The organism is Sphingopyxis sp. (assembly GCF_965279755.1).
Classification (GTDB): domain Bacteria; phylum Pseudomonadota; class Alphaproteobacteria; order Sphingomonadales; family Sphingomonadaceae; genus Sphingopyxis.
In genome coordinates this window covers 2,681,764-2,706,377 of sequence record NZ_OZ257261.1, presented here as the reverse complement: position 1 = coordinate 2,706,377, position 24,614 = coordinate 2,681,764, and the positions used below count along the sequence as shown (strand labels likewise).

Here is a 24,614-nt window from a genome sequence, read left to right as displayed (position 1 = left end):
CCCCTGCCCCGAACGAGACAAATTCAGCCTGCACATCCAATCAGAGCCGTCCGGGCCGCGACGCGGCCCGGACGGCTGCCCCCTTATGCTAGAAGTTCACACGAACGCGAAGACCATAGCTGCGCGCGTCATTGAGGAAGCGGATGTTGAGCGACGATCCGACGAGCGCCTTTTGCGACACTTCCTCGTTGAGGAAATTGCTCGCCCAGGCCTCAAGGCGGAAATTGTCGATCGTGTAGCCGATCCCGAGATTGAGCGTCGCATAGCCCTTCTGCCGATCAGGGAATCCGGCGGCCACTGCGCTCTGCCGCGTTCCGTCGAGAAAGACGATGTCATCCTCGTTGAACTGACTGAGGAAATAGGAGGAGCGATAGTTAAGCAGCGCCTGCCAGTCGAGACGGCCGGGGCCCGCATCGAACCATTGCGACAGCCGCGCGGTGATGTTCATCTTCGATGCGAGCGGCAGACGATTGCCGACAAGGCTGATCAGCGGCGAATTGCCGCCGGCACCGAAATCCTGCGCGCGCGCGTCGGCGACGGTACCGCGGGTCACCTTGGTGTCGAGATAGGCGGCGTTGATGTCGAGCCCGAAATTGCCCGGCAGCTTGAAGCGCATCTCGGCCTCGGCACCATATATCCGCGACGCGCCGATGTTGCGGTTGACCAGCGAATAGCCGTTACAGACGGGGGGCGTCTGGGTGCTATCAAGATTGATGCACGTGAGGTCCTGGAAGACCTGGTTCGAATAATCGTAATAGAAGCCAGTCAGATTGAAGACAGCACGGCGTCCGAAGAAATCGAAGCTGTTGCGGGTGCCGATTTCATAGACGAGCAGCTTCTCGGGGCTGAAGGTCTCAGGGATCGGCGAGCCGTTGAAGCTGTCGTTGAAGCCGCCGGATTTGTGACCCGTCGAGACCTTCGCGTAGAGCATATTGTCGTCGCTGAGGTCATATTCGATGCCGAGGCGCCAATCGATAAAATTGAACTTCGAGCTGCCACTCTGCTGGCCGGGAATGGTCAGATTGGCGTAGCTGAAGCCACCGTTGGTATTCGACGGATTGAGCGCCGGACAGTTCACGAAGCCATTGTCGATATCGGGCCGGTCGATGCAGGTGCCGTTTGGATTGGTGCCGTTGGCGATCGCGCCGATCTGCGCGATCAGCGTGTCGCGAAGACCCGGCGTCTTCACCCCCTCGATCAGGAACTGCGCCATACCCTGCGGGGTCGTGATGTTGCTGACATTGAAATTGGGACGGTCGAGCAGCGCCGGCCGAAAGCCCTCGGTCCCGACGCGGGTCGCAAAGCAGCAATCGAAATTCTCGCCGCCGAGCGTGAGCGCCCAGTTGCCGCCAATGCCGTAGCGCGACTTCTTTTCCTCGGTGTAGCGGATCCCAGCAAGAAGGCGGAGCCGATCGGCCACGTCGTAGGTGCCATCGGCGTAGAAGGCATAGCTCTCGCCGTTGACGTCGGGCATGGTGAATTCGGTCGCCGAATAACAGCAATAGCCGCGGTCGGCGAGCGCGAGATAACCGACAGCCTGGTCTTCCTTGAAATAGAAGGCACCGAGATTCCAGCGCAGGCGCTGGTCGTCGTTCGCGAACAGCCGCGCTTCATAGACCTGGCTCTTCGACTTGGTCTGCCAGAAATTGCCCGAATAATTGTCGTACTGGACGGCCGAAAGATCGCGGCCCGGATAGTCGATGCCGTCGCTCGACGCATTGACCTGGTAGAAATCGACCGAGCGATAGCTGCCAGTCAGTTCGGCGCCGAAGGTCCCGAAATCATAATTGATCTTGCCCTGGACACCCCAGAGTTCGTTTTCCATGTCGCCCTGGAGCCCGCGGTAGACGACATGCTTGAGGTTCAACTTGTCGGGACGAAGTCCGCTGCCCGCGACGGCGCTGAAGATGTTCGCCCCGGGATAACCGGTACCGGTCTCCTTGCCATAGTCGCCGACGATCGAGATGCTGAGCCGGTCACTCGGTTCCCAGAGCATCGACAGGCGGCCAGCGTAATTCTCTTCAAGGCCCGCCGGCTTGAGACCGCTGGCGGGTGCACCGGTCGAGACATTTTTGAAGCCATAGTCGCGGTTGATATAATAGCCCGCCGCGCGGAGCGCGAAGGTTTCGCCCAAAGGAATGTTGATCGCACCTTCCGCCCCGTAGGAGGAGCGATTGGCGATTTCGGCCTGCGCATAGCCGCTGAACTCGCCGAGCCGCGGCTTTGCTGTGATGATATTGAGCGTGCCGGCGAGCGCGTTGCGACCATAAAGCGTTCCCTGCGGGCCCTTGTTCACCTCGACGCGGTCGAGGTCGTAGAACATGAGACCGAGCCCGCGCGGGCGCGGAATATAGGTCCCGTTGAGATGCGGCGCGGCGCCTGGATCACCTAGCTCGGTGTTGTTCGCCGACCCGACGCCGCGGATGAAGATTTCGACATTGCCTTCCTGATTCGCGATGCTGAGACCCGGCACCGCGACCTGAAGCTGACGAAGCTCGGCGATGCCGTCCTGGCGCAGTTGATCGGCGCCCAGCGCCTGCACGACGCCCGAGACGTCCTGCGAATTTTCTGCGCGCCGGTTCGCGGTGACGATGATCTCGTCACGGTCTTCGTTCGCGCTATCTGCTGGCCCGGCCACCTGCGCGTGAGCGGGCAGCGCCGCGGTCGTCGAAAGCAGCACCAGCAACGCGGCGCGCATCAATTTACCCCTGTTCATGTCATCCTCCCTACCATCAGTCTTATTTGCATTGCAGTGCCGGCCCCGACGGCGAGACGATTCGCGCCGAGGACAGGACAAGGTCGAGCGTCCCCGAAGTGGCGATGCTGAGCGGTGTCTCGACGCGCGTCATATCGACGCCCGCCTTTTCGAAGCAGCGAAGCGGGATCGCGATCCGGGTCCATTTCTTGGTCTTCGCGGCCTCGGCGAGCATGGCCCGCAGCGGAAAACCGCCCGCGCACCGTGACCCGCATCCCATGATGAGGCTCACGTCGGCCGAAGGTGGCGTGTCGACTCTGAGATCGAGCTCTAGCGCAAGGTCGCCGTTCGACTGGCGCGAAAGGTCCGCCGGCGCGTCCTGAACGATCGCGGCGACTGCCTGGCCCGCACCGGTCCAGCGAAGCCGGATCGAATCCTCCTGCGCGGCGCGATCGGCGCCGCGCGCCTCGATCAGTTCGGGCCCCGGATTGGTGGAAAGTGCGCCGGGCGCGCCGAGCAACAGCCGTCGCCCACCTCCCGGCTTCCCCGCAGCGAACAGAAGCCCGGGATCCGCGGCCGCGACGCTGGCGCGCGTCTCGGGCAAGGGGGCGAGATCGCCCTTGTCGCCGAAGGTCAGGCCAAAGCCATAGGGAAAGAGGGGGGCATAGTCGGCGTCGCCGACATTGACCGCCGTCTGGTCGCTTGTCTTCGGCCAGCTATAGGGCAGCTTGCCGCGGAAGTCTGCCTTGCCGAAAAGCATGTCGGCGACGCCGCCTCCTTCCGAACCCGGAAGCCACGCAGCGACGAAGGCGTCCGAAGCGTTGAGGAAGGGGTTCACCCACATCGCCCGGCCGGAGAGAAATACCGATACCGTAGGAATGCCGGCCGCCTTCAGCGAGCGCAGCAGCGACAGATTCTTCGCATCGTCATAGCCGACGTCGGGACGGTCACCCTGAAATTCGGCATAGGGGTCCTCGCCAAATATGACGATCGCGACGTCAGGCTTTTGCTCGTAGCGGCCGTCAACCGAAAGGATCGCCGATCCGCCTGCGGCCCTGGCCTCGGCGTCAATGCCTTCCCATATTGATTGGGCGTTCGGAAAATCGCTCCGCTTCGTTCCCGTCCCCTGCCAGCTCAGCGTCCATCCGCCGGTCTGCTTGGTGAGATTGTCGGCACCGTCGCCCGCGACGAGGATATTGGCACCCGGCTTCAGCGGCAGCAGGCTTCCCGCATTCTTCAGGAGCACGAGAGATTCGCGGACGGCCTCGCGCGCCAGCGCGCGATGGTCCGGGCCGCCGAGCAGTTCGAAACGCCCGCCATAGGGCCGCGAAGACGGCTTGCCGGCCTCGAACAATCCAGCGCGAAGCTTGACCCGCAGGATCCGGCGCACCGCGTCGTCGAGCCGCGCGATCGGCAGCGTACCGTCTTTCGCATGCGCAAGCGTGGTGCGATACAGCTCCTTCCAGCTGTCGGGCGCCATATACATGTCGAGCCCGGCGATCGCCGATCCCGTGCAGTCGCTCGCGGTGCAGCCTGCGACCTGCCCATGGCCGTTCCAGTCGCCGACAAGAAACCCGTCGAAATTCCAGCGCTCCTTCATGACCCCGGTCAGCAGCGAGCGGTTGCCGTGCATCTTGACGCCGTTCCAGCTCGAGAAGCTGACCATCACCGACTGGACGCCCGCATCGAGCGCGGGAAGATAGGGCCGGCTGAACAGGTCGCGCAGTCGGGCTTCTGGCATTTGCGCGTCGCCCTGATCCTTGCCGCCGTATGTGCCGCCGTCACCCAGAAAATGCTTGGCAGTGGCGATGATGTGCGGACCGCGCAGCCAGTCCTTGTCGCCGATCTTGCCCTGCAGGCCCTCGATCAAGGGCGCGGCATAGCTTGTCGCGATCTCCGGCGTTTCGCCGAAGCCCTCATAGGTCCGCCCCCAACGATCGTCGCGAACGACCGCGAGCGTAGGAGCAAAGGTCCAGTCGAGCCCCGTGACGCGCATCTCGATCGCGGTGGCCGCGCCGATCCGCCGGACAAGATCGGGATTGCGCGTGGCACCGAGGCCGATGTTGTGCGGGAAGAGCGTGGCGCCGACGACATTGTTGTGACCGTGAACGGCGTCGCTGCCCCAGATCACCGGAATGCGCGGCAGCTTGTCGTTCGGCCTCATCGAAGCGGCATAAAAAGCGTCGGCGGCGGCGAGCCAATCCTTTGCCGGTGCATTGTAGCGCCCGCCGGGATCGGAGTTGCCACCGTTGAGCACCGAGCCCAGATGATAGCGATAGACGTCCTCGGGGGTGACGCTGCCGATATCCGCTTGGATGATCTGGCCGACCTTCTGCTCGAGTGACATCGCCGCGATCAGATCGTCGATGCGTCTCTCGATCGCCGGATCGGGCGCGAGCGTCGCAGCACGCGCCGGCCAGTTGTCAGGGTTTGCCTCGGCGCTCGCTGCGGTGCCAGCGATCGGAGCCTGAGCAGCGGCGATCGTAATATAGGAGGCCAAAGCCAACGTCGCGAGCGACGTCACCCCGAGCGCCATGACAGCCCCGCGCGGCAAATTCATCCCCTCTCCCCTATTTTATGTCAACGTTTACTGATTCTCGGTCAACGTTTACCGCCGTGCATCGACAGAAGTCAAGCGAGCCGCTATGAAGCATGGAATTATGCGCTATCGGGCGTATCGAGCGGCTCGGTCGAAGACGGGAGGGGCAGATTTCCAAACGAACCACGATCGTCGACATCGCGCGCGTCGCCGGCGTCACGCCCAAGACCGTCTCCCGCGCCCTCAACGATGCCCCGCATGTGAGCAAGGCGGTGCGTCATAAGGTCAAGGAAGCCGCGGCCGCGCTCGACTATCATCCCAATCTCGCCGCGCAGAGCCTGATCGCGCGGCGCTCCTATCTCATCGGCCTCACCTATGAGCGCCCGAGTCCCAGCTATGTTGTCGACCTGCAAAACGGGGCGCTGGGGCGTCTCGAGGACGGACGCTACCGGCTTGTAGTCCTCCCCTTCAATCATGTCGCGAGCCGACCCGAGGAATTGGGGAGGCTCCTGCTGCGCGCCGGGCTGGATGGCGTCCTGCTCGCGCCGCCCGCCTGTGACCAGCCTGTACTGCTTGAAATGCTCGAACGGCACAAACTGCCTTATGGCAGGATCACCCCGCACAGCGAGCTGGATCGCGGCATCGTCGTCACGATAGACGAAGCGGCCGCGGGTCAGGCTGTCGCGGCGCATCTCCTGTCGCTCGGCCATCGGCGCATCGGGATCATCCTAGGCGATCCGTCGCATGCAGCCAGCCTCGGCAGGATGGAGGGCTATCGGCGCGCGTTCGGCGACGCGGGCGCGGCTATCGACGAGCGGCTGATCGTCACCGGCGACTTCACCTATGATGTCGGTTACCGAGTGGCGCGCGAACTTCTCGGGCAAGAACCCCGACCGACAGCCATTCTCGCGCAGAATGACGATATGGCGGTAGCCGCCATCGCGGCGGCGCGCGATCTCGGCCTTGCGGTGCCAGGCGACCTATCGGTGGCAGGTTTCGACAATTCGGAGGTTTCGCGGACCGCCTGGCCGCAGCTTACGACGGTCAATCAGCCGGTCCGGCAAATGGCGTGGGACGCCGCCGATCGCCTGATCGCAGCGCTCGACGGGAAGAGCGATGTTTCCGGATCGCGGCGGCGCGACCATGCCCATGAATTGCTGGTTCGCGCCTCGACCGCACCGCCTGCCGACTAGGCGCCGGCGTCATTCGGCCGGTATCGGCGGCTCCGCCAGCTCGATCAGTTCGCGCGCCTGCGCCGGGAACCATTGCCCGGCAGGCGGGGCCTTGACGCCGCGCTCGGGATCCGCCGGCCCAGCCGTTCCGCGCAGACATTCTCCGTCGGATTCTCCGGGCACCTTGATCCAGAGAAAGGCATCGACATAGAGGTTCCCGCTTTCAAGCGAAGGTCGCCTGCCCAGTCCCCGGCCCGGCGGATTGCACCAGACCTCCGGATCGCGATATCTACCCGCCGCCGGTTTCCATGATCCCTGACCGTTGCGACTCGTATCGATCACCGCGTGCTTCTGGCGCGATGGATCGCGTTCCAGACCCGTTCGCACGAACAAGCGATCATAGCCCTTGTCCGTTGCCGCCCAACTCTTCTCGTCGTCGAAAACCGCGGGGCTGTATTGGCTCGGACATTCGCGCGGATCGAGCCCGCCGCGCGTAACGAGGGCGATACAGTCGCTGACCCAGCGCGCATAGGGAATGACGCGGCCATCGCTCTCGAAATTGGAAACATTGAGAAAGAAGCCCGACACCTTGGCGACATCCGCCTTGATCAGCCGGCTGGCGACCTCGCCGGGCGCCAGCCAGCTGCTGCCGGTTCCGTCGAGATAGATGCTGACCCCGGGTCGCTCGGAGAGAACCGCAATTGCACTGCGCAGTTCCTCATATCGCCGCGCCGCAGCATCCTCGCCCTTCCCCTCCGGCCGGCAGCCCTCGAGATCGCCGCCGAGGGTGCGGTGCCACGGAATGACACCGAGCCCGTCGGGCTCAAGGATGATGATTGCCGAGCGATCACCGATCCCGCGTGCGACCCCGAGAATCCATTCATGGTAAGCGACGCTATCGGCAGCCCCGCCCGCCGAATAAAGGGCGCAGTCGCGGTACGGTATATTGTAGATCGCCAGGACGGGAAGCTGCCCTTGGGCGGAGGCGCGGCCGACAATGTCACGAGCCTTTTCTTCAACGATCTCCGGCGAGCCGTATGCGAGCCATGAGGCGGACGGGATTTTCGAGAGCCGCAAAGCAACCTCGCGATCCGGTCCTTCCAGCGTTCCGGTTGCGTTCGCGGTCGTGCTTCGCTCATCGACAAAGAGCGCCGGCGCTTGGCCCAGGGCTGGCACTGCGCAGATCGTTAGCGACGTCAGTGACATCACGATCAATGAACGCATCATCGAGCCTCCTCGCACGCACGATCGCCGGCCCGGGTCCGGAATGGTCGCTGCGGCCGAGAGGGGGGATAGTGCCTCACGGCGAGCATGCACAAGATGAATACGAAGCCTTGTCTCGGCAAATCGTTTTGCAAGGGCTGGATAGCGGAGCTATTGGCTCGACATGACTGGCCGGGTTAAGGCTCGGCAGTTTCGGGGACACACGAGGCCATGCGGCCATTCCCGCTCCATCCTCGTGAGGCTGGCCCCACTGCGGTTACTCTGACCTCATTCAAATTCGTCAGAACGTGCCCAGACGCAGGTCGCGCCAAAGACAGCAAGATCCCATCCTATGGTGGACCTGCCCTCACAGACCGGGAGCAGATTTTCACCTAAGCTGCCGCCTCTTTTGCGAATTTGCCGGGTGGACAGCCCTGTCGCTTACGAAATGCGGTACTGAACGCGCTTGCCGATTCATAGCCGATCTCGTCGGCAATCCGGTCGAGCGATTTTGCGCCTTGAGCGAGCGCCTGCTTTGCGATCGCCATTCGCCAGCGGGCCAGATATTCGATGGGCGGACAGCCCATAACCTCTCCGAACCGGGCAGAGAATGCAGAGCGCGACATGCCGGCGATGGCAGCGAGCCCGCCCACCGTCCAACCCGCGCGGATGTCAGCGTGGATCGCCCCCAGCGCGCGCGCGAGTCCCGCATCGCGCATCCCGCTCAACAGACCCGCAACCGCGCCGTCGCTCCCTTCACTTTGCCAACGAAGCGCCTCGATGAGCAGGGCCTCCAGCATGCGCCGAAGGAGCAGGTGTTTTCCAGGATGATCGTTAGCGCATTCATCGGCCAAGAGGTCAACAAGCCGACCGAAGCGCGTCGCCCTGCCCTTCGACGCCGGAATATGGATGCGGCCCGGAAGCAAGGAGAGAAGCAGCGGTGCGTTCACCCGATCGAACGCGAAACTGCCGCCGAGTGCAACGAAATCCGGGTCACCGTGCGGCTCGCCATGCCGTATTTCTTCGACACGCGGTTCGACAGGATGGCACCGGATGCCCGGTTCGCTGCTTAGGGAAAAGGCAGGCGTGGTCGGGAGCAGAAGGAAATCGCCTTGCGTCAGAGAAATCGGCTCTTCGTCTTCGAAGCTTAACCAGGCTCTCCCGGCTAGAATGATGGTGAAGCCCGGCGCATCATGCGCTGCGTAGCTTACCCCCCACGACCCCTTGCCGGAGATCGGCTTGGAGACGGCCGCGCCTGGCCGCAGTAGGGAGATCGCATCGCTCAAAGGATCCATCTGTACGATCCGTAAATAAATTTGGATATCTGATTATAGATCGTATCCCATTCCCTGTCTATCGGTTGGTCATCGACATCATGGAGACCGACAATGACTGATACGATCCTCATCACAGGCACCTCGTCAGGCTATGGCAAGGCCATCACCGAGCATTTCTTGAACGAAGGCTGGCATGTCATCGCGACGATGCGCCGCCCGGAAGCTGCTGCGTTCGAAGGCGAGACCAGCCGGCTTCGCGTGCTGCCGCTCGACGTGACGGACGCCGACAGCATTGCATCGCTGATCAAGGCCGCCGGCCCCATTAACGTGCTGGTCAACAATGCCGGCATCGGCGCGGTCGGCGCCTTCGAAGCGACGCCTATGGCGCTGGTACGCCAGCTCTTCGAGACCAACACGATCGGCGTGATGGCCATGTGTCAGGCAGTGATCCCGCAAATGCGGTCACGCCGCGCGGGCACGATCGTCAACGTGACCTCGAGCGTCACGCTTGGCGCCTTCCCCCTGGCCGCGGCTTATACGGCAAGCAAACAGGCGATCGAGGGATTCACCGGATCGCTGGCGCATGAACTGGCTTATTTCGGCATTCGCGCGAAATTGGTGGAGCCCGGTTACGCACCGACCACGCGGTTTGGCGCCAATGCCATCATACCGGTCGATCAGCTCGTCCCCGAAGTTTATGCCGCCTTCGCCGATCCCATCATGGAAGCGTTCGCCGCGCCGAACCTGACGACGCAAGAGAGCGACGTCGCCGAAGTTGTGTGGAACGCCGTTCATAACACTGGGGGACAAATGCGTTTTCCGGCAGGCCCCGATGCCCGAGCGCTCGCCGGAGCGTATTGATGGAAGAGATGCATGTTTGGGACGGCGCCACGAACATCAGGGTTCGGGAATACGCGGGTTCACACTCGTTTTCTCGATAGGTTAGCAGTAAAATGTATCAACCGGCCGCTTGCGGACAGGCTGCTTTTGGACACCGAACGAAAAAGCGGACCTTTCCAAGTTTCGGAGTGATCGCTCTCAAGCATGTTGCACTTGCGCAGCTGGGGTCTGACCCTGACATTCGAATGGAGGTCGAGCGGCAAGCGAGCGACCCGTTGGTATCGCTGACCTGGGTCGGACCTAATGAAGTCTGCCCTGCAGGTTTGCAAGCCGGCGCTGAATCTTCTGGTCCTGTGATTTCGCGAGCGAGGCCCGGGCCGCCCGCAACGATGCTTCGGCCGCTTTTGTGTCGCCCCCTTCAAGGGCAATTTCGCCCATCGCCAAGTCAACGATACCGCCGAAATCCGGCTGGCCGGTCAGTTCGGCAACCTTTTTCCTGTCCAGTCCGGCCAGCAATTCGCCAGCCTGTGCATGATCGCGATTGGCCAGCAGGCATTCGGCCGCGTAAAAGCGGATCGTGTGAGTGAGGGGATAATCCTCGCCGAACGTCTGGCGGACACTGCGCAAGGCCTGTAATGCGAGCTCCGCGCCTTTGCGGCGCTGCACCGTCTGGCAAAGAGCCGAGGCATAATCGGTCTGCCCCACCAGAGCCTGATGCGATTCGGATCCGGCTTGCGCCGAGGCCCCTTGCCACACGTAGCGGGCCTCGTTCGCCGCGTCTTCGTAACGCCCCAAGGCGGCAAAGCTTTCGAATCGGGTTGAGCGCAGGGCAAGGGTGAAGCGATGGTTGGCTCCCAAACGCTGCTCCATAGCCGCAAGCAAGCGCTGACTGTCACTAATCACGCCGTCGTGCTTTCCCAGCATCGACAACGCGTTCAGCCGGTGCTGACGCGTGACGAGGGTGTCGGGATGGTCAATTCCCCGCACGCGTTCGGATTCGGCAATCGCCGCGCGCGCAAGGGGTTCGGCAGCCTCGGCCCTGCCAAGACGCATCAGCACAAGCACGAGCGATGATTTGGCCTTGAGCAATTGGGTAGGCGATGCGGCCTGTCGATCGCGGGTGCCGATGGCGACAGCTCGCCGAAATGCGCGCTCGGCCAGCGCCAAGTCGGCCATATAACCATAGGCCCCTTCTGCCTGCGCGAACGCAAATCCGACCTTGCCTCGCTCGGCACGAGGTCCAAGGCGCCGGCGTTCCGCAGCCAGCGCGTCGCCGGCCTCCTCGAGGCGTTCGGATTGGCCCGAAACGCTGTTCATATGGGCGAGTGCCAAGCGGCCAAGCACGGCATCGTCGCTGTCTGCTTCGCGTGCTTGACGGAACAGGTCTGCACTTCGCGCGAACTCGGATCGGGCCGTGTCGAACTCTGCCCGGCCGTAAAAGGCCCGGGCCAGCGCTCCGTGAAGCCGCGCAGCAATGCCGGGCTGACCCTGATAGCGCCGCGCGATGTTCGCGCTCGCGCGTTTCATGGCTTCCGCCACGGTTTCGTCCGCAGCATTTGCGCGGGCGGGATCGACGCTGGCCAAGACATCTTCGGCAATGAAGCTGTAGCTGGTGTCGGCCAGCCGTTGCGCTGCAATGGCCTGATTTCGCTGTGTCCAAGCATAGGCCCCGAAGGCACCGCTGGCTACCAGCCCGACGACGAGACTGCCGACGGCCGCCCGGATCCACGGCCGGCGTTGCACACGCCGTGCCTCCGCTTCTTCCCGCGCGGCCAGTTCAGCCGCTTGCCGCGCCGCTGCTGCCGCGTCATCGCGCCGCCTTTCCAGCTGTTCGATCCGGTCGGCGAGATGGTCCGCGCTGGCGATACGCTTCGCCGGATCGCCATCGGCGGCCTGCCGTATATCGTCGCGCAGCAAGGGATCCGCCACCTCATCTTCCCATCCCGGCGCCAGAGCCTTTGCAAAGTCGCCGACAACGAGCTGATAGAGGATCAAACCCAGCGCATAGATGTCACTCTTCGCCGTCGGCACGGCGGCGCCGAACAGCTCGGGTGCGCGATAGGCCAGTGTACCCGAACGAGGTTCGTCCTTGCCGTCACCGGCATCGAGTGATCCGGGGTTGGTGATCTTGAAATCATCGAGCACGGCATCGTCGATCAGGCGCCCGCTCCCGAAGTCGGCAAGCCTGACGACAATTTCTTGTCCGCTATCCGCGATCAATATGTTCGCGGGCTTCAGATCTTTATGCAGCACGCCGAGCTGGTGAATGCTTGCAACTGCCCGGGCGAGCCGGGCAGCAACATGCAGCCGTTGGTCCAGCGGGATGTTCTTGAGATCACCGGATGCACTGGCCCAGCCGACCAGATCATCGCCGCCATAGGCATATTCTAGAAAATAGGGCGGCGCCTCGAAATTCCATTCGAGCAACGCCGGAAGCGGGGCCCGGCTGCCCATTCCGGCAAAGACGACACGCGACAATGCGGCTTCGCGTTTGAGCGCCCGCAGCCGATCGGGGGCGTCGGCAAACTTGAAAACACGCTGTTCGTTCGTCTTGTCGTGACGCCCAAGCCAGACATCGTTCGCGCCGGTTTCACCGAGCGCGCATATGAGCTTCCATTGCTTGCGCCCGGGAACGCCATCGCCCGCCTTGAAGACAAAGCGCGGCGCGAGCGGCGATTCGACGCTTTCGACCTTCACCGTACAGTTGAGACGGTAGCCGACACGGGGCACGGTTTCGACGATATTGTCCTGCCGCGTTCCAAGAGCCTTGCGCAGTTTGGATATCGCGGTGGGCAGCGAGCCCTCGACCACGGTGATCCCTGGCCAGACCGCATCGAGTATCTCGTCCTTGGTGACGACCTCACCCGCGCGCAGCAGCAGTTCATGGAGCACCTCGAGCGGCTTGCCTTCCAGCGCAACCGCCGCTCCGTTGACCCGCAATGTCCAGCTTGCCTCGTCGAACTCGGCCCCGGCAAAAAACCAGCGGCGGCGGCGACGACGAGAACCACTGTCAGACGGCATAAGCTTCCCCCTGTTTTGACTTTAGAAATTCTTGAGAATCCCATCAAGACTTTTGGCGGGCTGCCGACCATTCGTGGGGGGTGGTTTTATCCGAGAGGGGCGATGCGATGGCGAAAGAGGCTCATTTTTCCGCGACAGAGACTGAACAGGGTGTGCAGTTCGATATCGTGCCGGCATCAATGCCGGCGTCCTTTGGATGCATGATGGCCTTCCTTTACATGATAGCCGGGCTTGGCGGTCTTGTTGCTCTCTCTGGCATGGTCGCGGGCGATGAAGGGAGCGGCGCGGTCTGGGGGGGCCTATTCGTGGCGGCCGTTCCCGTTGCGGGAATCCTGTGGTTCAAGCGGATGAACGCCCGATATGAGCGTGTTCCGGTGCAGATGGTCGTGAACGGCAACGGCATCACGATCGGCGCGCGCTTCTTTCGATCCCAAGACATCCGCGAACTGGTCGTGCAATTGCCTTTCGATCATGGAGGCGCCGAAATGACCCAGTACCACAGCGGCGTAGCCAGCACCGCAGGTGCCGCCACGGGAATGGAAATACGCAATCGGTCCTATGCGCTGATGGCGCGTCTGAAGTCGGGCAGCGCGAACGAGGTTTTGGCCTTCGGCCTAACCTACAACGTCGCCTGTTCCCTCCTGACCGACGTCAACGCAGCGCTGGCAGGCAAATACTGACGATTAAACGGGAGACAGCCGATGAAAGACCCAACCAGCCGCACCTGCGATCGCCCTCTGTTCACAAGACTGCTGTTCTCTGGTGCCCTGCTATATCTATCTGCTTGCGGGCAGTCTCCTGCGACCAAGGACGATCGAACGGACGCCCGCGCAGCGACCGGCCCGGTTGCCGAAACGGTGGCCCAAAAGACAGTGGCCGCATTGACCGAAACCACCCTGCCTGCCCCCGCATTGGCAGCGTGGGAACGCCACGCGCGCAGCGAGTGCCGCGATGCCGATTCGCGATTCAGCGCCGTGCGTCTTGTTCCGATCCAATCCATCACGCCGGAACAGGAGGCTGACGCGACTATGGGGGCTTTCTTCACCGGCGAATTCAACGGCGACGGACGGCCTGATTTTGTGGTCGCTACAGAAAACTGGGGATGCGCGGGCGCGTCGGACCATGGCAAAATGGGGCCGCCCAAAGACTTCATCGTCTCGACTGCCGACGGCTACCAGGCCGCCTACGGATTTAACGGATGGATTGGTCCGCAGGATATCAAACGCCGGGGCCAGCGTGATATCATCGAGTATCGTCGCGGCTGGAACGGCAATTGCGGCCCGATCGGCGTCGCTGTTTGGGGTTGGGCCGGCAAGCAGATGGATGTCATCGAGTGGCGCGATGACAAGGGCAAGTCTGTCGACAAGGAAGGTTGCCCCCTGACATCGCGAGCCGCGGCGACTGGCGACGGCAAACTGGCTGTCAAAAACGGGCTTTGGGCTGATGATCGCACCGGGGGCTGTGCGGGGATGCAAACGAATGATCCAGCCTTCATCCTGAATGACAACAAGATGCTATTCGTACAGGATTACAAGAATCTGCGGCCGGTAAAGGACCTTGGCGCAGGGCGGTTTCAGACTGGAAGCCGGGATAATGGAGATCAACTGAAGCTGCATATCCTATCCCCGACCCGGATGAGGATCGAGGAGGGCATGACGGGGAGCTATAGCTGGTGTTCCCCAAAGACCAGATGGGAACCGTGGGAATTCGACCCGTCCGAAGGATGAACATTGTCGTACCGGTCTGAAGACGAATCGAAGAGGATGATAGCGATGAAGCAAGCCTTCGCCCTGATAAACGCGATCCTCGCACTTGCCGTAGGCGCTGCCTCGGCGCAGGCCGCCTACGCGACGCCCGCGCCGATCCCGATGACACCCGGCCTGCCTGTTGCGGAAGGGGCATGGGTGGATGCCAAAAGCAAATGCAACAATGCGCAAGAGACCTGGGTCTATAACGGATCCACTTTTGGTATTGCCAATCTGAACCCCTACGCGGGCAGTCAGTTTGACCCGATCGACAATCTTGCCCGGGTAAAGGACGGATTTGTCCGTATCAATGGCGGCCCGTGGGAGATCAAAGCTCTGCCCGATGGCCGGGCAGTCGTCCGGACCTATTCTCTTGCCGAGGGGGAGATAGGCCGGACCACGCTGCGCCGATGCGAGCCTGCCACCCTTCCCCCGACCGTGCGGACAAGTGTCGAGCGGGGTCTTGTTCGCACGGCCCGGCACCCGGTCTACGTGCCGGGGCGTGCGAACGGGAACTGGGCCATCGCCCTGGACGGAACGACAAAGGGCGCGCAATTTTCTGGCGATGGGTTAATTAAGACATTTACGCTTTCCTGCCGCGACGGCAAGGACGCTGGCCCGGACAAGGTCAAGCTCAGCCTAGGCCTTACCAAGGCCGCACCGGTTACCGCTACCAGACTGGCACTTGTCTACCATGACGGGGGAAGTCTGGCGCTATCGACCGCGCTTTATCACCTTGCAGAAGATGACCGCTGGATTGGTCCGGCCGATGACGGCCTCGCCGATAGGCTCGACATATCGAGCCGCATCATCATCGACATGGGGCCGGCGGGAGCCGAAGAGATACCTCTCACAGGCTCAAGCGCCGCTATCCGCGAGGCATTGTCTTCATGCTGGCGTTCACGGCGTTGAGACAGGTGGAAGCAAAAATGAACCATAGCGACCAACGCCTGGCGCGAATGATGGCCCTGTTCGTGACGCCTGCTTTGATTGCGGGCGCATCGCCCGCCCACGCCGCTTGGCAATCCGCACGCACCGAAGGTGGCATGGCTGCCTTCAACAATGACGGCAAACCCGCGGTTCCCGCGCTAATCGCCACCTGCCAGAAAGGGACGGTGTTTCTCTATGTGAACCTGGCCATGGACCCGGAACAGGGAAGCCGGACGATTAGTTTCAAAGGGCAGTCAAGCGCCCGGACGAGCGACGAAATCTTCGTTCGCGATGCAACCACTGGAGGCTGGGTCACGCGGCCCAGTGCCGCGACGCTCGCATTGTTCAACGATGACGAGTTCACGCTATCCGTGATGCTGAACGGCCAAAGCATCGCGGGAATTGGTACCCAAGGATATAGCGACCAAGGCCCGGACCCGCAGAAAGGGGTCAATGCGGCCCTGCGCCCCGTATTTGCTGCTTGCCCCGGCTGGCGCCAGCAGAGCTCTGCGGCCCTTGCTCCGTCGGCGTTGGAGCAGCCAAGCGACGGCAAGAAATTCAGGCGGAAGAAAGTCGCCAAGCCTGTGCAGCCCGAGCCATCGTCGCCGGCCCAGATATCCAGACCTTCGGTACAGGCCGCCAGCCCTCCCTCGCGCATTCCCCTAGCGATCGGCTATTACGCCTATGTCGAGGGCACATTTTCAACCTGCGCCAAGCCGGTTATCACGCCGAAGTACTTTGATGGGACGCGTTTTTGGGAAGAGTCGGACCTGACCGATCCAGACCATCGGCATTCATCGCAGGCCTTAAAATGGGAAATGGTCGCTCCGAACCGCTTTCGCATTACTTTGCGCAACCGTGACGAGAACGGCCAGTGGGATCGACACCTTTCCCTGAGTGAATATGTCATCACCGGTCCGCAGTCCTTCACATTCGTCGGCACGATTGGCGCTCCGTTGACCTTCAATGAACGGCACCAGTTGTGTGCGCCCTCCGAGCTGCCGACCAAAGCGCAGTGGTACAAAGCGCGGCAGTAAGGAGACTCATCATAAAAGAGGGCCAGCTCGTCAGCCGCAAGGAGGCCTGACTAGCAAAGCGGGCGCCGATCGCACGGCCCTTGCTTATCGACGGTCGTTCAGGGCTTCAGTTACTGCTACCGGTGCCCCTTGGGCCGCACGGGCGGGGGACTGGTTTTGGCCGATTGCGGCCAGTCCGCTTTGCGCTGCAGTCCTGAGAAACCAGACACATCGGCTTGTCAGCGGTCGACCAAATTATACACGCAGCGCCTCGATGATGGCGCGCAGGCCTGCCGAGAGATGTTTGCGTGCCGGATAGTAAAGATAGAGCCAGTCTTCGGGCGCGCACCAGGATGCCAGACATTCTACAAGCTGCCCGCGCTGGACATAGGGCCTCGCGCGGTCTTCCCAGACATAGGCAAGCGCGACGCCAGACAGCGCGGCTTCGATCATCAGTTCATGATCGTCGAGCGAAAGCGGGCCCGTGGGTTCGAACTCGATCGTCTTGCCGTATCGCGCGAACTCCCATGGATAGGCGGTGCCGCTAGGGTAGATGTTCCGGATACAGATATGATCCCGGAGATCCACTGGAGCCTTCGGGACCGATCGAGCGGCAAAATAGGCCGGCGAACCTACCACCGCAAAGCGAAGCCGCGGCTTGATGCGCACCGCGGTCATGCCGTCGCGAAGACTTTCGCCGAGCCGGATGCCCGCATCGAAACCTTCGTCGACGATATCGACCAACCGATCGGTCGCGACGATCTCCAGCTCGAGGTTCGGGTTCGCCGCGATGAGCGATCCCATGACCGGTCCGAACACGAACGGTGCGATCGAGTTGGGCGCATTGATGCGCACCTTGCCGAACGGCGTCTCGCGAAACTGATTGAGCGCGTCGAGCGCCGACCCGATCTCTCCGAACGCCGGGGACAGGCGCGCGAAGAGCATGGCGCCGGCGTCGGTCAGTGAGACGCTGCGCGTCGTCCGGTTGAGCAGCCGTATCCCGGTCCGCGCCTCGAGACTGCTCACCGCATGACTGATCGCCGAGGCTGTTACCCCGCGCTCCTCGCTTGCGCGGCGGAAGCTGCGATTTCGGGCGACGGCATCAAAAGCGGCCAGTTCGGACAGGTCTGTGCTTCGCATTGCTGATTCTGCCTCATGAGTGTTTCAAACATTATGCCGCTAATCGGCGAAAACGAAAAGGCGCAAATAGCTTTCACCGGACAGCGGAGGTGCTGCCCGCCCACAAAGGAGACACATCATGGCCGACTTCCTTCCCCCCGCCCCTAACAGTGCATCGCCATTTGCAGATATGCGCGGACATCATGTCGCGGTCCGCACCCCGGACCTCGAGACTGCGAAGCGCTGGTACGCCGAGAAGCTCGACTTTCGCGTCGTCGCCGAATGGGATTATGCCGACGAGAAGCTCGCCTATATGGCGCCCGCGACCGACGATCATTTCTATATCGAAATCCTGGGCGGCGGCGAGCCGGCTCCGATCGAGACGCGCCCCTACACCGATCTCGGCGATAGCCTCAAATATCGCGGCTATCATCATTTCTGCCTCAACGTGACGAGCGTCGATGAGACCGTCGAGGCCCTCCGCGCACGCGGCGTCACCATCGTGACCGAACCCTTCGAACTCGCCGCGATCAGCCGCCGCCTCGCTTTCTTCTGCGATCCGTTCGGCAATCTGATCGAGCTGGCCGAAGTTCTGGCCTGATCCGCGGCGCCGAAGCTTTCACTTGGAAGGAATTCAAGATGACAAATTCGACCAAAGAGCAGCGTTCGTTCGGAGGCAAGGCTTTGCTCGGCATGGTAGCAGCTGGCCTTGCACTCCTCGCCGCACCATCGAAGTCGGCCGCTCAAACGGCCGAGCAGAACAAGGCGATCGTCGCCGAAAGCTTCGCGGCCTGGAAAGCCGGCACCGGCAGCCCGTTCGACTTGCTGGCCGAGAATGCGAGCTGGACGATCAAAGGCCGGTCGGCCGCGTCGGGGACCTACCCGGGCAAGGAGGCATTCCTGCGCGATGTCATCCGCCCGTTCAACGCCCGGATGACGATCGGCATCAAGCCGGCTGTCCGCACCATGACCGCCGAAGCCGATCGCGTCGTCATCCTGTTCGACGCGGCCGGCACCGCGCGCGACGGCAGGCCCTACGCCAACAGCTACGCCTGGTTCTTCCGCATGGAAGGCGGCCGTGTTGTCGAGGCGAATGCCTTCTTCGACGCCATCGCCTTCGATGATCTCTGGTCGCGCGTCGCGCCGGTCGAATGACAATCTCAAGCAACCGAAGGACATCATCATGACCCAATCGATTCTCATCATCGGCTCGGGCCCCGGCATCGGCCAGGCTATCGCGCAGAAATTCGGAGTACAAGGCTGGCAGGTCATCCTCGCCGCACGAAACCAGGCAAATCTTGACGGGCTCGTTTCCGAGCTGACCGGTGCGGGCATCGACGCCCACGCGCTTGTCGTCGATGCCACCGATCCGGCGGCCCTGCGCGCCGCGATTGCCGAGGCGGATCGGATCGCCGGCGGCCTTTCCGCAGTGCATTTCAATGCGGCGATCGTGCGGCAACAGGATCTGTTCAGCATGTCCGACGACGAGGTGACGGGTGATCTGGCGATCAACGTCGCCGGCGGCCTCCACGCGATCCGCGCCGCCGCGGTGCAGTTCGGCGAACGGGGCGGCACGATCCTCGTTACCGGTGGCGGGCTCGCGATCGCTCCGCACGAGAGCTACGCTAGCCTCGGAATCGGCAAGGCCGGGCTGCGCAACGGCGTTCAGGCCCTGGTCGATCCGCTGGCCGCCAAGGGCATTCGCATCGCGATGGTGACCGTTTCGACCCTGGTCAGCCCCGGATCGGCTGAAGCTGTCGATGTCGCCGACCGTTTCTGGCAGCTTGCGACGGACGAGACGGCCCCATGGGAGGTCACTTATCCGGAGCCCGACCGCTCCATCGAACTGACCCTGATCGCGAAACTTGTGGCGAGGCCTGAGTATTCAGACGTGCTCGGCAACGAACTGCGCAAGCTGGTCGCTCCGACCTCGGCAGAAGCTGGATCGATCGACTATCTCGTCCACCGGGACAATGACGATCCCAATGTCTGGATACTCTACGAGACCTGGCGGTCGCGCGCCGACCTCGATGCGCATTTCGAGCAGCCCTACACACGGGCGCTGATGGAACGGTTCCCGGAACTCCTGGCGCGCGAAATGGAACTGACGTTTGCCTCCAAATCATCACCGGCTCGCTGACCTGCCGACTTTCCTCTCATCCTACGCATAAGAAAGGACTAGCATCATGAAAACCTGGTTCATCACCGGCGCATCGCGCGGCTTCGGCGCTCTCGTCACCGAGCGCGCTCTCGCAAAAGGCGACGCCGTCGTCGCGACAGCGCGCAACCCCAAGGCGATCACCGACCGCTTCGGCGAGCATCCGAATCTTCTCGCTATCGCTCTCGACGTGTCGGACGAGACCCAGGCGCTCGCGGCTGCCGACTCCGCGATCGCCCGCTTCGGTCGGATCGATATCCTGCTCAACAATGCGGGCTTCGGCCTGATGGGCGCGGTTGAAGAAGCCAGCGCCGCGGAGATCGAGGCCGTCTACCGCACCAATGTGTTCGGCCTGTTGACCGTGACGCGCGCGATCCTTCCGCACATGCGTTCCGCCCGGTCGGGCCGGATCCTGAACTTCTCGTCGATCGGCGGCTATCGCGGCGCGGCAGGCTTCGGGGTCTATTCTTCGACCAAATTCGCGGTCGAGGGGCTGAGCGAAGCGCTGCATGCCGAGCTCGAACCGCTCGGGATCCACGTCACGGTGATCGAGCCCGGCTATTTCCGTACCGACTTTCTTGATTCTTCGTCGCTCTCGATCAGCGCTAAGCAGATCGACGACTATGAAGCGACGGCGGGAAAAGTTCGTAACGTCGCGGCGGGCCTCAGCCACAACCAGCCAGGCGACCCTTCGAAACTCGCCGATGTGCTGATCGGCTTCGTCGACGCACCGAACCCGCCCGTCCGCCTGCCGCTCGGCAGCGACACTGTCGCCGCGATCGAGGCCAAGCATGTGTCGGATGCCGACATCCTCGCCAAATGGCGCGAGGTGTCGATATCGACGGATTTCTGAACCCTTCATGGCCCGTCCGCTATCGCGGGCGGGCCGCTTGCCGTTGCCCATTGGCCGATGGCGAACCGGCAGCTTTTCGCGAAGAGGCCATGAGGGCGAACGGTTCTCCGGGCAGAAGGAAACAACGGAGGCCGCCCTGCCTGCTGTTGATGGGAAGCAGCTCTGTATTTGGGCGAACAAGCTACTCGCGTCGTGTTCGGCGTTCTTCACCCGCTGGCGGCTGAGGCAAGCCCGGCCTGCTCAAAGAACACTCACGTTTCTCCCGGGGATCGTTCCCGGCCGGATGCCGGCTCGGATTGAGTATTTTTAGCGCCGCAGCGACAGTTTGCGCTAGTTGTTCCATTACAGCTATCTCAGCTACCCGCCCCGGGCGCGATGGTGACCATCGCAAGAACAAGACCCCAGTTGAGCAACAAGACCGAGACGACCCAGCGATTGCGGCGGCGGCGCCACGCGGCGACGGTGATGGCATCGAGATTTCCCACTTTCCACTCCATGTTTTGAACGGCCGCGATGCGGCGATGGGGCGGTTCTGGTGGACGGCCATCACTGAACGATGTCGCTGAGAAGGGCCTTTCGTCTCAATTGTAACGGCGCGGCACTCCGGACGGACCGGCGTCACCGACCTGCGTTACAATTGATACAAAAGCGCTGGCCGCGCGCCGTTCGCTTGTTACAAAGCACCCCTAGCGAAGGAAGGGAACATCTGCCCGGATACTCTATGCCGATCGTATCATCGCCTTCCTTCCCTATCCCATCGGCCGCCATGGCTGATCGCGGCGGTCCATCGATCGGCTTCACGCGCGAGGCGCGGCAGCGATTGAACGCGATCCGCGCGGTGACCTACTCCCTTGCCTTCCTCTTCATGTTTGCGATGGGAATGCAGGGCGTATGGGTGACCCAGGGGCAGATGGAGGCCGGTGCCGAGCGCAGCGTCCACTCGGCCGAGGCCGCGGTCGCTGGGGTGGTGCAGGGGTCGGGCCAGGTCGATACGGTGCGGATCGGTGCGCTGTTGTCGGCCAACTCCGCCGAGGGCGTCGCCTTCGGCATTGCCGACCGCGAAGGACGGCCTGTTGTCGGGCTGCCAAGCCTACCACCGGGCACCGAGTTTCGCCGCGCCGATCTCGGACAGGATGGCCTCGAGCTGCGCGCCGCGATCGACCGTGCCGCGATCTGGCGCGCCGCGCTTGGCGCCAACATCGCCTCGATCCTCTTCATCCTCGCGCTCGGCATCCCGACTCTCGCCAGCTTTTTCTACCTCCGCCGCATGGTCAACCGGCCGGCCTTCGCCCTGCTGGACTATGCCCAAGCCGGCCTGTCGACCCCGCCGCCGACCGATATGCCCGAAATCTGGACGCGCGTGATCGACCGGCTGACCGAGCTCAAGAATACGCAGGCGCAGCTGCAAGCGTTTCTCGACCATGCGCCGATCGGCATGAGCCATTTCGATCCGGCCGGGCGGTTGACGATGATGAACCGTTACGGTGCGCGATATTTCGGCGAGAGCGCCGACGATCTGGTCGGTCGCAACCTCGCCGATTTCACCGCATTTTTCCCCGCCGCGCCCGATCAGGCTGCGTCGCTGCTCCAGAATTCGCTTACTCAAGGCCGCACGGCGACCGTCGAGACCGAATTCAATGCGCCGACGGGCGAGACGCTGATCTTTCGCATCACCTCCTTTCCCATTCTGGGCGCGCAGGGTGAGGTCGACCTGATCGGCGCCTTCTTCTTCGACGTGACCGAACAGCGCCGCGCCGAAGCCGACCTCGAACAGTCGCGCGCGCTGTTCGAGGCCTTTGTGCAAAACGCCCCCAATCCGATGGCGCTGATCGACACCAAGGGGCATCGCATGCGCTACATAATGGTCAATGATGCCATTGCCCGTTATTATGACATGACGCCGGAGGCGCTGCTCGCAGCTGGGCCGCGGCACATCCACGCGCACTTCCCCGAAGCGAAAAGCGTGATCGCCCCGTTGCTGGGCCGGGTCATGACCACGCTACAGAGTGAACAGGTCGACACGCCGTTCGAAATGCCGTCGGGTGAAATTCGCGATATGGCCTTTTCCTATTTTCCGATCCTCGACGCGCAGGGGGCGCTCGCGTTCATCGGCAATATAGCGCACGACGTCACCGAGGAACGCCGCGTGCAAAACGACCTCGCCGCCTCGCGCGAGAGCCTGCACCAGGCCGAGAAACTGGCCGCGCTGGGATCGATGCTCGCCGGGGTCAGCCACGAACTCAACAATCCGCTGGCGGCGGTGATCGGCCAGGCCGCGCTGCTCGGCGAGGATCTGGAGGGGACGCCGCACGCCGACCGCATCGCCAAGATCCGCCGCGCCGCCGACCGCTGCGCGCGCATTGTCCAAAGCTTTCTGGCCATGGCGCGGCAGAAGGCGCCCGAATACCGCCCGGTCCGGCTCAACGACCAGGTGCGCGGCGCGATCGAGCTCACCGAATATCATATGCGCGCAGTCAATATCGCGATCGACCTCGACCTGCAGCCCGACCTGCCGACACTCGAGGCCGACCCGGACCAGCTGCACCAAGTGATCGTCAACCTGTTGACCAACGCGCGGCAAGCGCTTGAGACGGTCGAGGGCGACCGGCGGATAGCCATAACGTCGCGCTATAATCGGGACGCGGTCATACTGACCGTCTCGGATAACGGCCCCGGCGTGGAACCGGGTGCGCGGCAGCGCATCTTCGATCCCTTCTTCACCACCAAGGCAGTGGGTGCGGGCACCGGTATTGGACTTTCTTATTCGCTGGGCATCGTCGAGGCGCATGGCGGCACGATAACCATCGAGGACAGCGCGATCGGAACCCGCTTTGTCGTCACTCTGCCGGTGCGCGATGAGGGCGCGGTCGACAGCTGCGCCGAGCCGGCCGGCGACGCGCGCGGCCGCGGGCGCGTGCTGGTGATCGACGACGAGGAGGATGTCGCCGAGACGCTCGCCGACATGCTCGAGCGAATGGGGCTCGACGTCAGCGTCGCAATCGGCGGCGTTGCCGGACGGAAGGCGCTGGCACGCGGCGCCCGCTTCGACCTGATCCTGTCCGACATCCGCATGCCCGACATGGACGGCCCCGCGCTTTATGCGTGGGTCGCCGCCGAGCGTCCCGAGCTTGTCGGGGCGGTGGCCTTTGTAACTGGCGATACGATGAGCAATCATGTCGCCGGCTTCCTTGCCGATACACGCTGCCCGGTGCTCGAAAAGCCGTTCACGCCGGCGAGCCTCGGGGCACTTGTAGAGGGCATGATGAATACCGGAGTGGGAGAGCCGAAATGAACAGCCGCGCCCGTATCGTCGTTTGCGACGACGACCCCGACCTTCGCGACCTGCTCGTCGATCTGTTGACCCGCGACGGTTACGAGGTCGAGGCGGCCGAGGACGGTATTGCGCTGCGCCGCGTCGTCCCTCGCTTTCGCCCCGACCTGGTCGTGTGCGATCTGATGATGCCCGGCGAAGACGGGCTCAGCCTGACGCGCTGGCTGCGCAGCGAGGGCCATGCCGCTGTGCTGATGCTGACCGCGATGGGCACCACCACCGACAGAATCGTCGGGCTCGAGATGGGCGCCGACGATTATCTGGCAAAGCCCTTCGAAGCCGGCGAACTGCGCGCGCGGATCAAGGCGATCCTTCGCCGTACGATGTCGGCAAATCTCGCCGCCGGCCGGCCGGCTGCGCGCGTCAAGGTGGGGCGCTGCGTCGTCGATACCGAGATGAAGGCTTTGTTCAATGAAGCAGGCGAGCGCGTCGAGCTGACCGCAATGGAATATGACCTTCTCTATACTTTCATCACCCACGCGCGCCGCCCGCTCAATCGCGACCAGTTGCTCGAACTCGCGCACCACAAGAAGTGGGATCCCTATGATCGCTCGATCGACATGCGGATCGCGCGGCTGCGAAAGAAGATCGAGTTCGACCCGGCCAAACCATCCGTACTGAAAACGATGCGCGGCGAGGGCTATATGCTCGTCCCCGACGGCGAGTGATCTTTTTCCCCTACGCGCCATCGCCTTTGTAACAGCCTGTTACACGC

Annotated in this window: 19 protein-coding genes; 12 read left to right on the top strand and 7 right to left on the bottom strand. The window is 62.8% G+C overall.

The window, feature by feature from the left end; all coding sequences use genetic code 11:
* Positions 1 to 88 precede the first annotated feature (88 nt).
* Together ACQY80_RS13280 and ACQY80_RS13275 are read right to left on the bottom strand one after the other, a co-directional pair.
* The gene (locus ACQY80_RS13280) at positions 89 to 2,716 is read right to left on the bottom strand and encodes a TonB-dependent receptor (RefSeq protein WP_428680445.1); all 2,628 of its coding nucleotides are present in this window, start codon (positions 2,714 to 2,716) and stop codon (positions 89 to 91) included.
* 22 nt (positions 2,717 to 2,738) lie between these two features.
* Positions 2,739 to 5,255, bottom strand: coding sequence for a glycoside hydrolase family 3 protein (locus ACQY80_RS13275; protein WP_428680443.1), 2,517 nt, complete (start codon positions 5,253 to 5,255; stop codon positions 2,739 to 2,741).
* A 92-nt stretch (positions 5,256 to 5,347) separates the two neighbouring features.
* Between ACQY80_RS13275 and ACQY80_RS13270 the strand changes: the two genes are divergently transcribed.
* A complete protein-coding gene (locus ACQY80_RS13270; protein ID WP_428680441.1) occupies positions 5,348 to 6,427 on the top strand; it encodes a LacI family DNA-binding transcriptional regulator in 1,080 nt (359 codons plus the stop codon).
* A gap of 9 nt (positions 6,428 to 6,436) precedes the next feature.
* On the opposite strand, the gene ACQY80_RS13265 is transcribed toward ACQY80_RS13270, so the two are convergent.
* Both ACQY80_RS13265 and ACQY80_RS13260 read right to left on the bottom strand, forming a co-directional pair.
* On the bottom strand, positions 6,437 to 7,633 hold the full coding sequence (locus ACQY80_RS13265; protein WP_428680439.1) for a glycoside hydrolase family 6 protein: 1,197 nt from the start codon (positions 7,631 to 7,633) through the stop codon (positions 6,437 to 6,439).
* Positions 7,634 to 8,001: 368 nt separating this feature from the next.
* Positions 8,002 to 8,904, bottom strand: a complete 903-nt coding sequence (locus tag ACQY80_RS13260) for an AraC family transcriptional regulator (protein WP_428680437.1) — start codon at positions 8,902 to 8,904, stop codon at positions 8,002 to 8,004.
* Positions 8,905 to 8,997: 93 nt separating this feature from the next.
* Between ACQY80_RS13260 and ACQY80_RS13255 the strand changes: the two genes are divergently transcribed.
* Positions 8,998 to 9,747 (top strand): SDR family oxidoreductase, encoded by a 750-nt coding sequence (locus tag ACQY80_RS13255; protein ID WP_428680434.1) that lies wholly within the window; start codon positions 8,998 to 9,000, stop codon positions 9,745 to 9,747.
* Between the two features lie 279 nt (positions 9,748 to 10,026).
* Here ACQY80_RS13255 and ACQY80_RS13250 read toward each other — a convergent pair whose 3' ends face one another.
* Complete coding sequence (locus ACQY80_RS13250; protein ID WP_428680432.1) at positions 10,027 to 12,747, bottom strand: protein kinase domain-containing protein; 2,721 nt, start codon at positions 12,745 to 12,747, stop codon at positions 10,027 to 10,029.
* A gap of 107 nt (positions 12,748 to 12,854) precedes the next feature.
* Here ACQY80_RS13250 and ACQY80_RS13245 point away from each other — a divergent pair, with 107 nt between their 5' ends.
* The 4 genes from ACQY80_RS13245 to ACQY80_RS13230 are packed head-to-tail and all read left to right on the top strand — an operon-like array spanning position 12,855 to position 16,459.
* The gene (locus ACQY80_RS13245) at positions 12,855 to 13,427 is read left to right on the top strand and encodes a hypothetical protein (RefSeq protein ID WP_428680430.1); all 573 of its coding nucleotides are present in this window, start codon (positions 12,855 to 12,857) and stop codon (positions 13,425 to 13,427) included.
* 21 nt (positions 13,428 to 13,448) lie between these two features.
* Positions 13,449 to 14,474 (top strand): hypothetical protein, encoded by a 1,026-nt coding sequence (locus ACQY80_RS13240; RefSeq protein WP_428680427.1) that lies wholly within the window; start codon positions 13,449 to 13,451, stop codon positions 14,472 to 14,474.
* 45 nt (positions 14,475 to 14,519) lie between these two features.
* Positions 14,520 to 15,404: a hypothetical protein gene (locus ACQY80_RS13235; protein WP_428680424.1), complete on the top strand. Its 885-nt coding sequence runs from the start codon at positions 14,520 to 14,522 to the stop codon at positions 15,402 to 15,404.
* The gene (locus ACQY80_RS13230) at positions 15,383 to 16,459 is read left to right on the top strand and encodes a hypothetical protein (protein ID WP_428680422.1); all 1,077 of its coding nucleotides are present in this window, start codon (positions 15,383 to 15,385) and stop codon (positions 16,457 to 16,459) included. Before ACQY80_RS13235 ends, ACQY80_RS13230 begins: the two co-directional genes overlap by 22 nt.
* Before the next feature lie 234 nt (positions 16,460 to 16,693).
* Here ACQY80_RS13230 and ACQY80_RS13225 read toward each other — a convergent pair whose 3' ends face one another.
* Complete coding sequence (locus tag ACQY80_RS13225) at positions 16,694 to 17,578, bottom strand: LysR family transcriptional regulator (RefSeq protein WP_428680419.1); 885 nt, start codon at positions 17,576 to 17,578, stop codon at positions 16,694 to 16,696.
* Positions 17,579 to 17,696: 118 nt separating this feature from the next.
* Here ACQY80_RS13225 and ACQY80_RS13220 point away from each other — a divergent pair, with 118 nt between their 5' ends.
* From ACQY80_RS13220 to ACQY80_RS13205, 4 genes are read left to right on the top strand one after another with little or no spacing between them, the layout of a single operon-like run.
* Positions 17,697 to 18,158: a VOC family protein gene (locus ACQY80_RS13220; RefSeq protein WP_428680416.1), complete on the top strand. Its 462-nt coding sequence runs from the start codon at positions 17,697 to 17,699 to the stop codon at positions 18,156 to 18,158.
* A 38-nt stretch (positions 18,159 to 18,196) separates the two neighbouring features.
* The gene (locus ACQY80_RS13215; protein ID WP_428680413.1) at positions 18,197 to 18,712 is read left to right on the top strand and encodes a nuclear transport factor 2 family protein; all 516 of its coding nucleotides are present in this window, start codon (positions 18,197 to 18,199) and stop codon (positions 18,710 to 18,712) included.
* A 28-nt stretch (positions 18,713 to 18,740) separates the two neighbouring features.
* Positions 18,741 to 19,697, top strand: coding sequence for an SDR family NAD(P)-dependent oxidoreductase (locus ACQY80_RS13210; protein WP_428680411.1), 957 nt, complete (start codon positions 18,741 to 18,743; stop codon positions 19,695 to 19,697).
* Positions 19,698 to 19,743: 46 nt separating this feature from the next.
* Positions 19,744 to 20,568 (top strand): SDR family NAD(P)-dependent oxidoreductase, encoded by an 825-nt coding sequence (locus ACQY80_RS13205; RefSeq protein WP_428680408.1) that lies wholly within the window; start codon positions 19,744 to 19,746, stop codon positions 20,566 to 20,568.
* Between the two features lie 353 nt (positions 20,569 to 20,921).
* On the opposite strand, the gene ACQY80_RS13200 is transcribed toward ACQY80_RS13205, so the two are convergent.
* The gene (locus tag ACQY80_RS13200) at positions 20,922 to 21,053 is read right to left on the bottom strand and encodes a hypothetical protein (protein WP_428680405.1); all 132 of its coding nucleotides are present in this window, start codon (positions 21,051 to 21,053) and stop codon (positions 20,922 to 20,924) included.
* 281 nt (positions 21,054 to 21,334) lie between these two features.
* On the opposite strand from ACQY80_RS13200, the gene ACQY80_RS13195 reads away from it, so the two are divergent.
* Together ACQY80_RS13195 and ACQY80_RS13190 are read left to right on the top strand one after the other, a co-directional pair.
* A complete protein-coding gene (locus ACQY80_RS13195; protein WP_428680403.1) occupies positions 21,335 to 23,860 on the top strand; it encodes a hybrid sensor histidine kinase/response regulator in 2,526 nt (841 codons plus the stop codon).
* A complete protein-coding gene (locus tag ACQY80_RS13190; RefSeq protein WP_428680401.1) occupies positions 23,857 to 24,567 on the top strand; it encodes a response regulator in 711 nt (236 codons plus the stop codon). The genes ACQY80_RS13195 and ACQY80_RS13190 overlap by 4 nt, the downstream gene beginning before the upstream one ends.
* Positions 24,568 to 24,614: the final 47 nt, after the last annotated feature.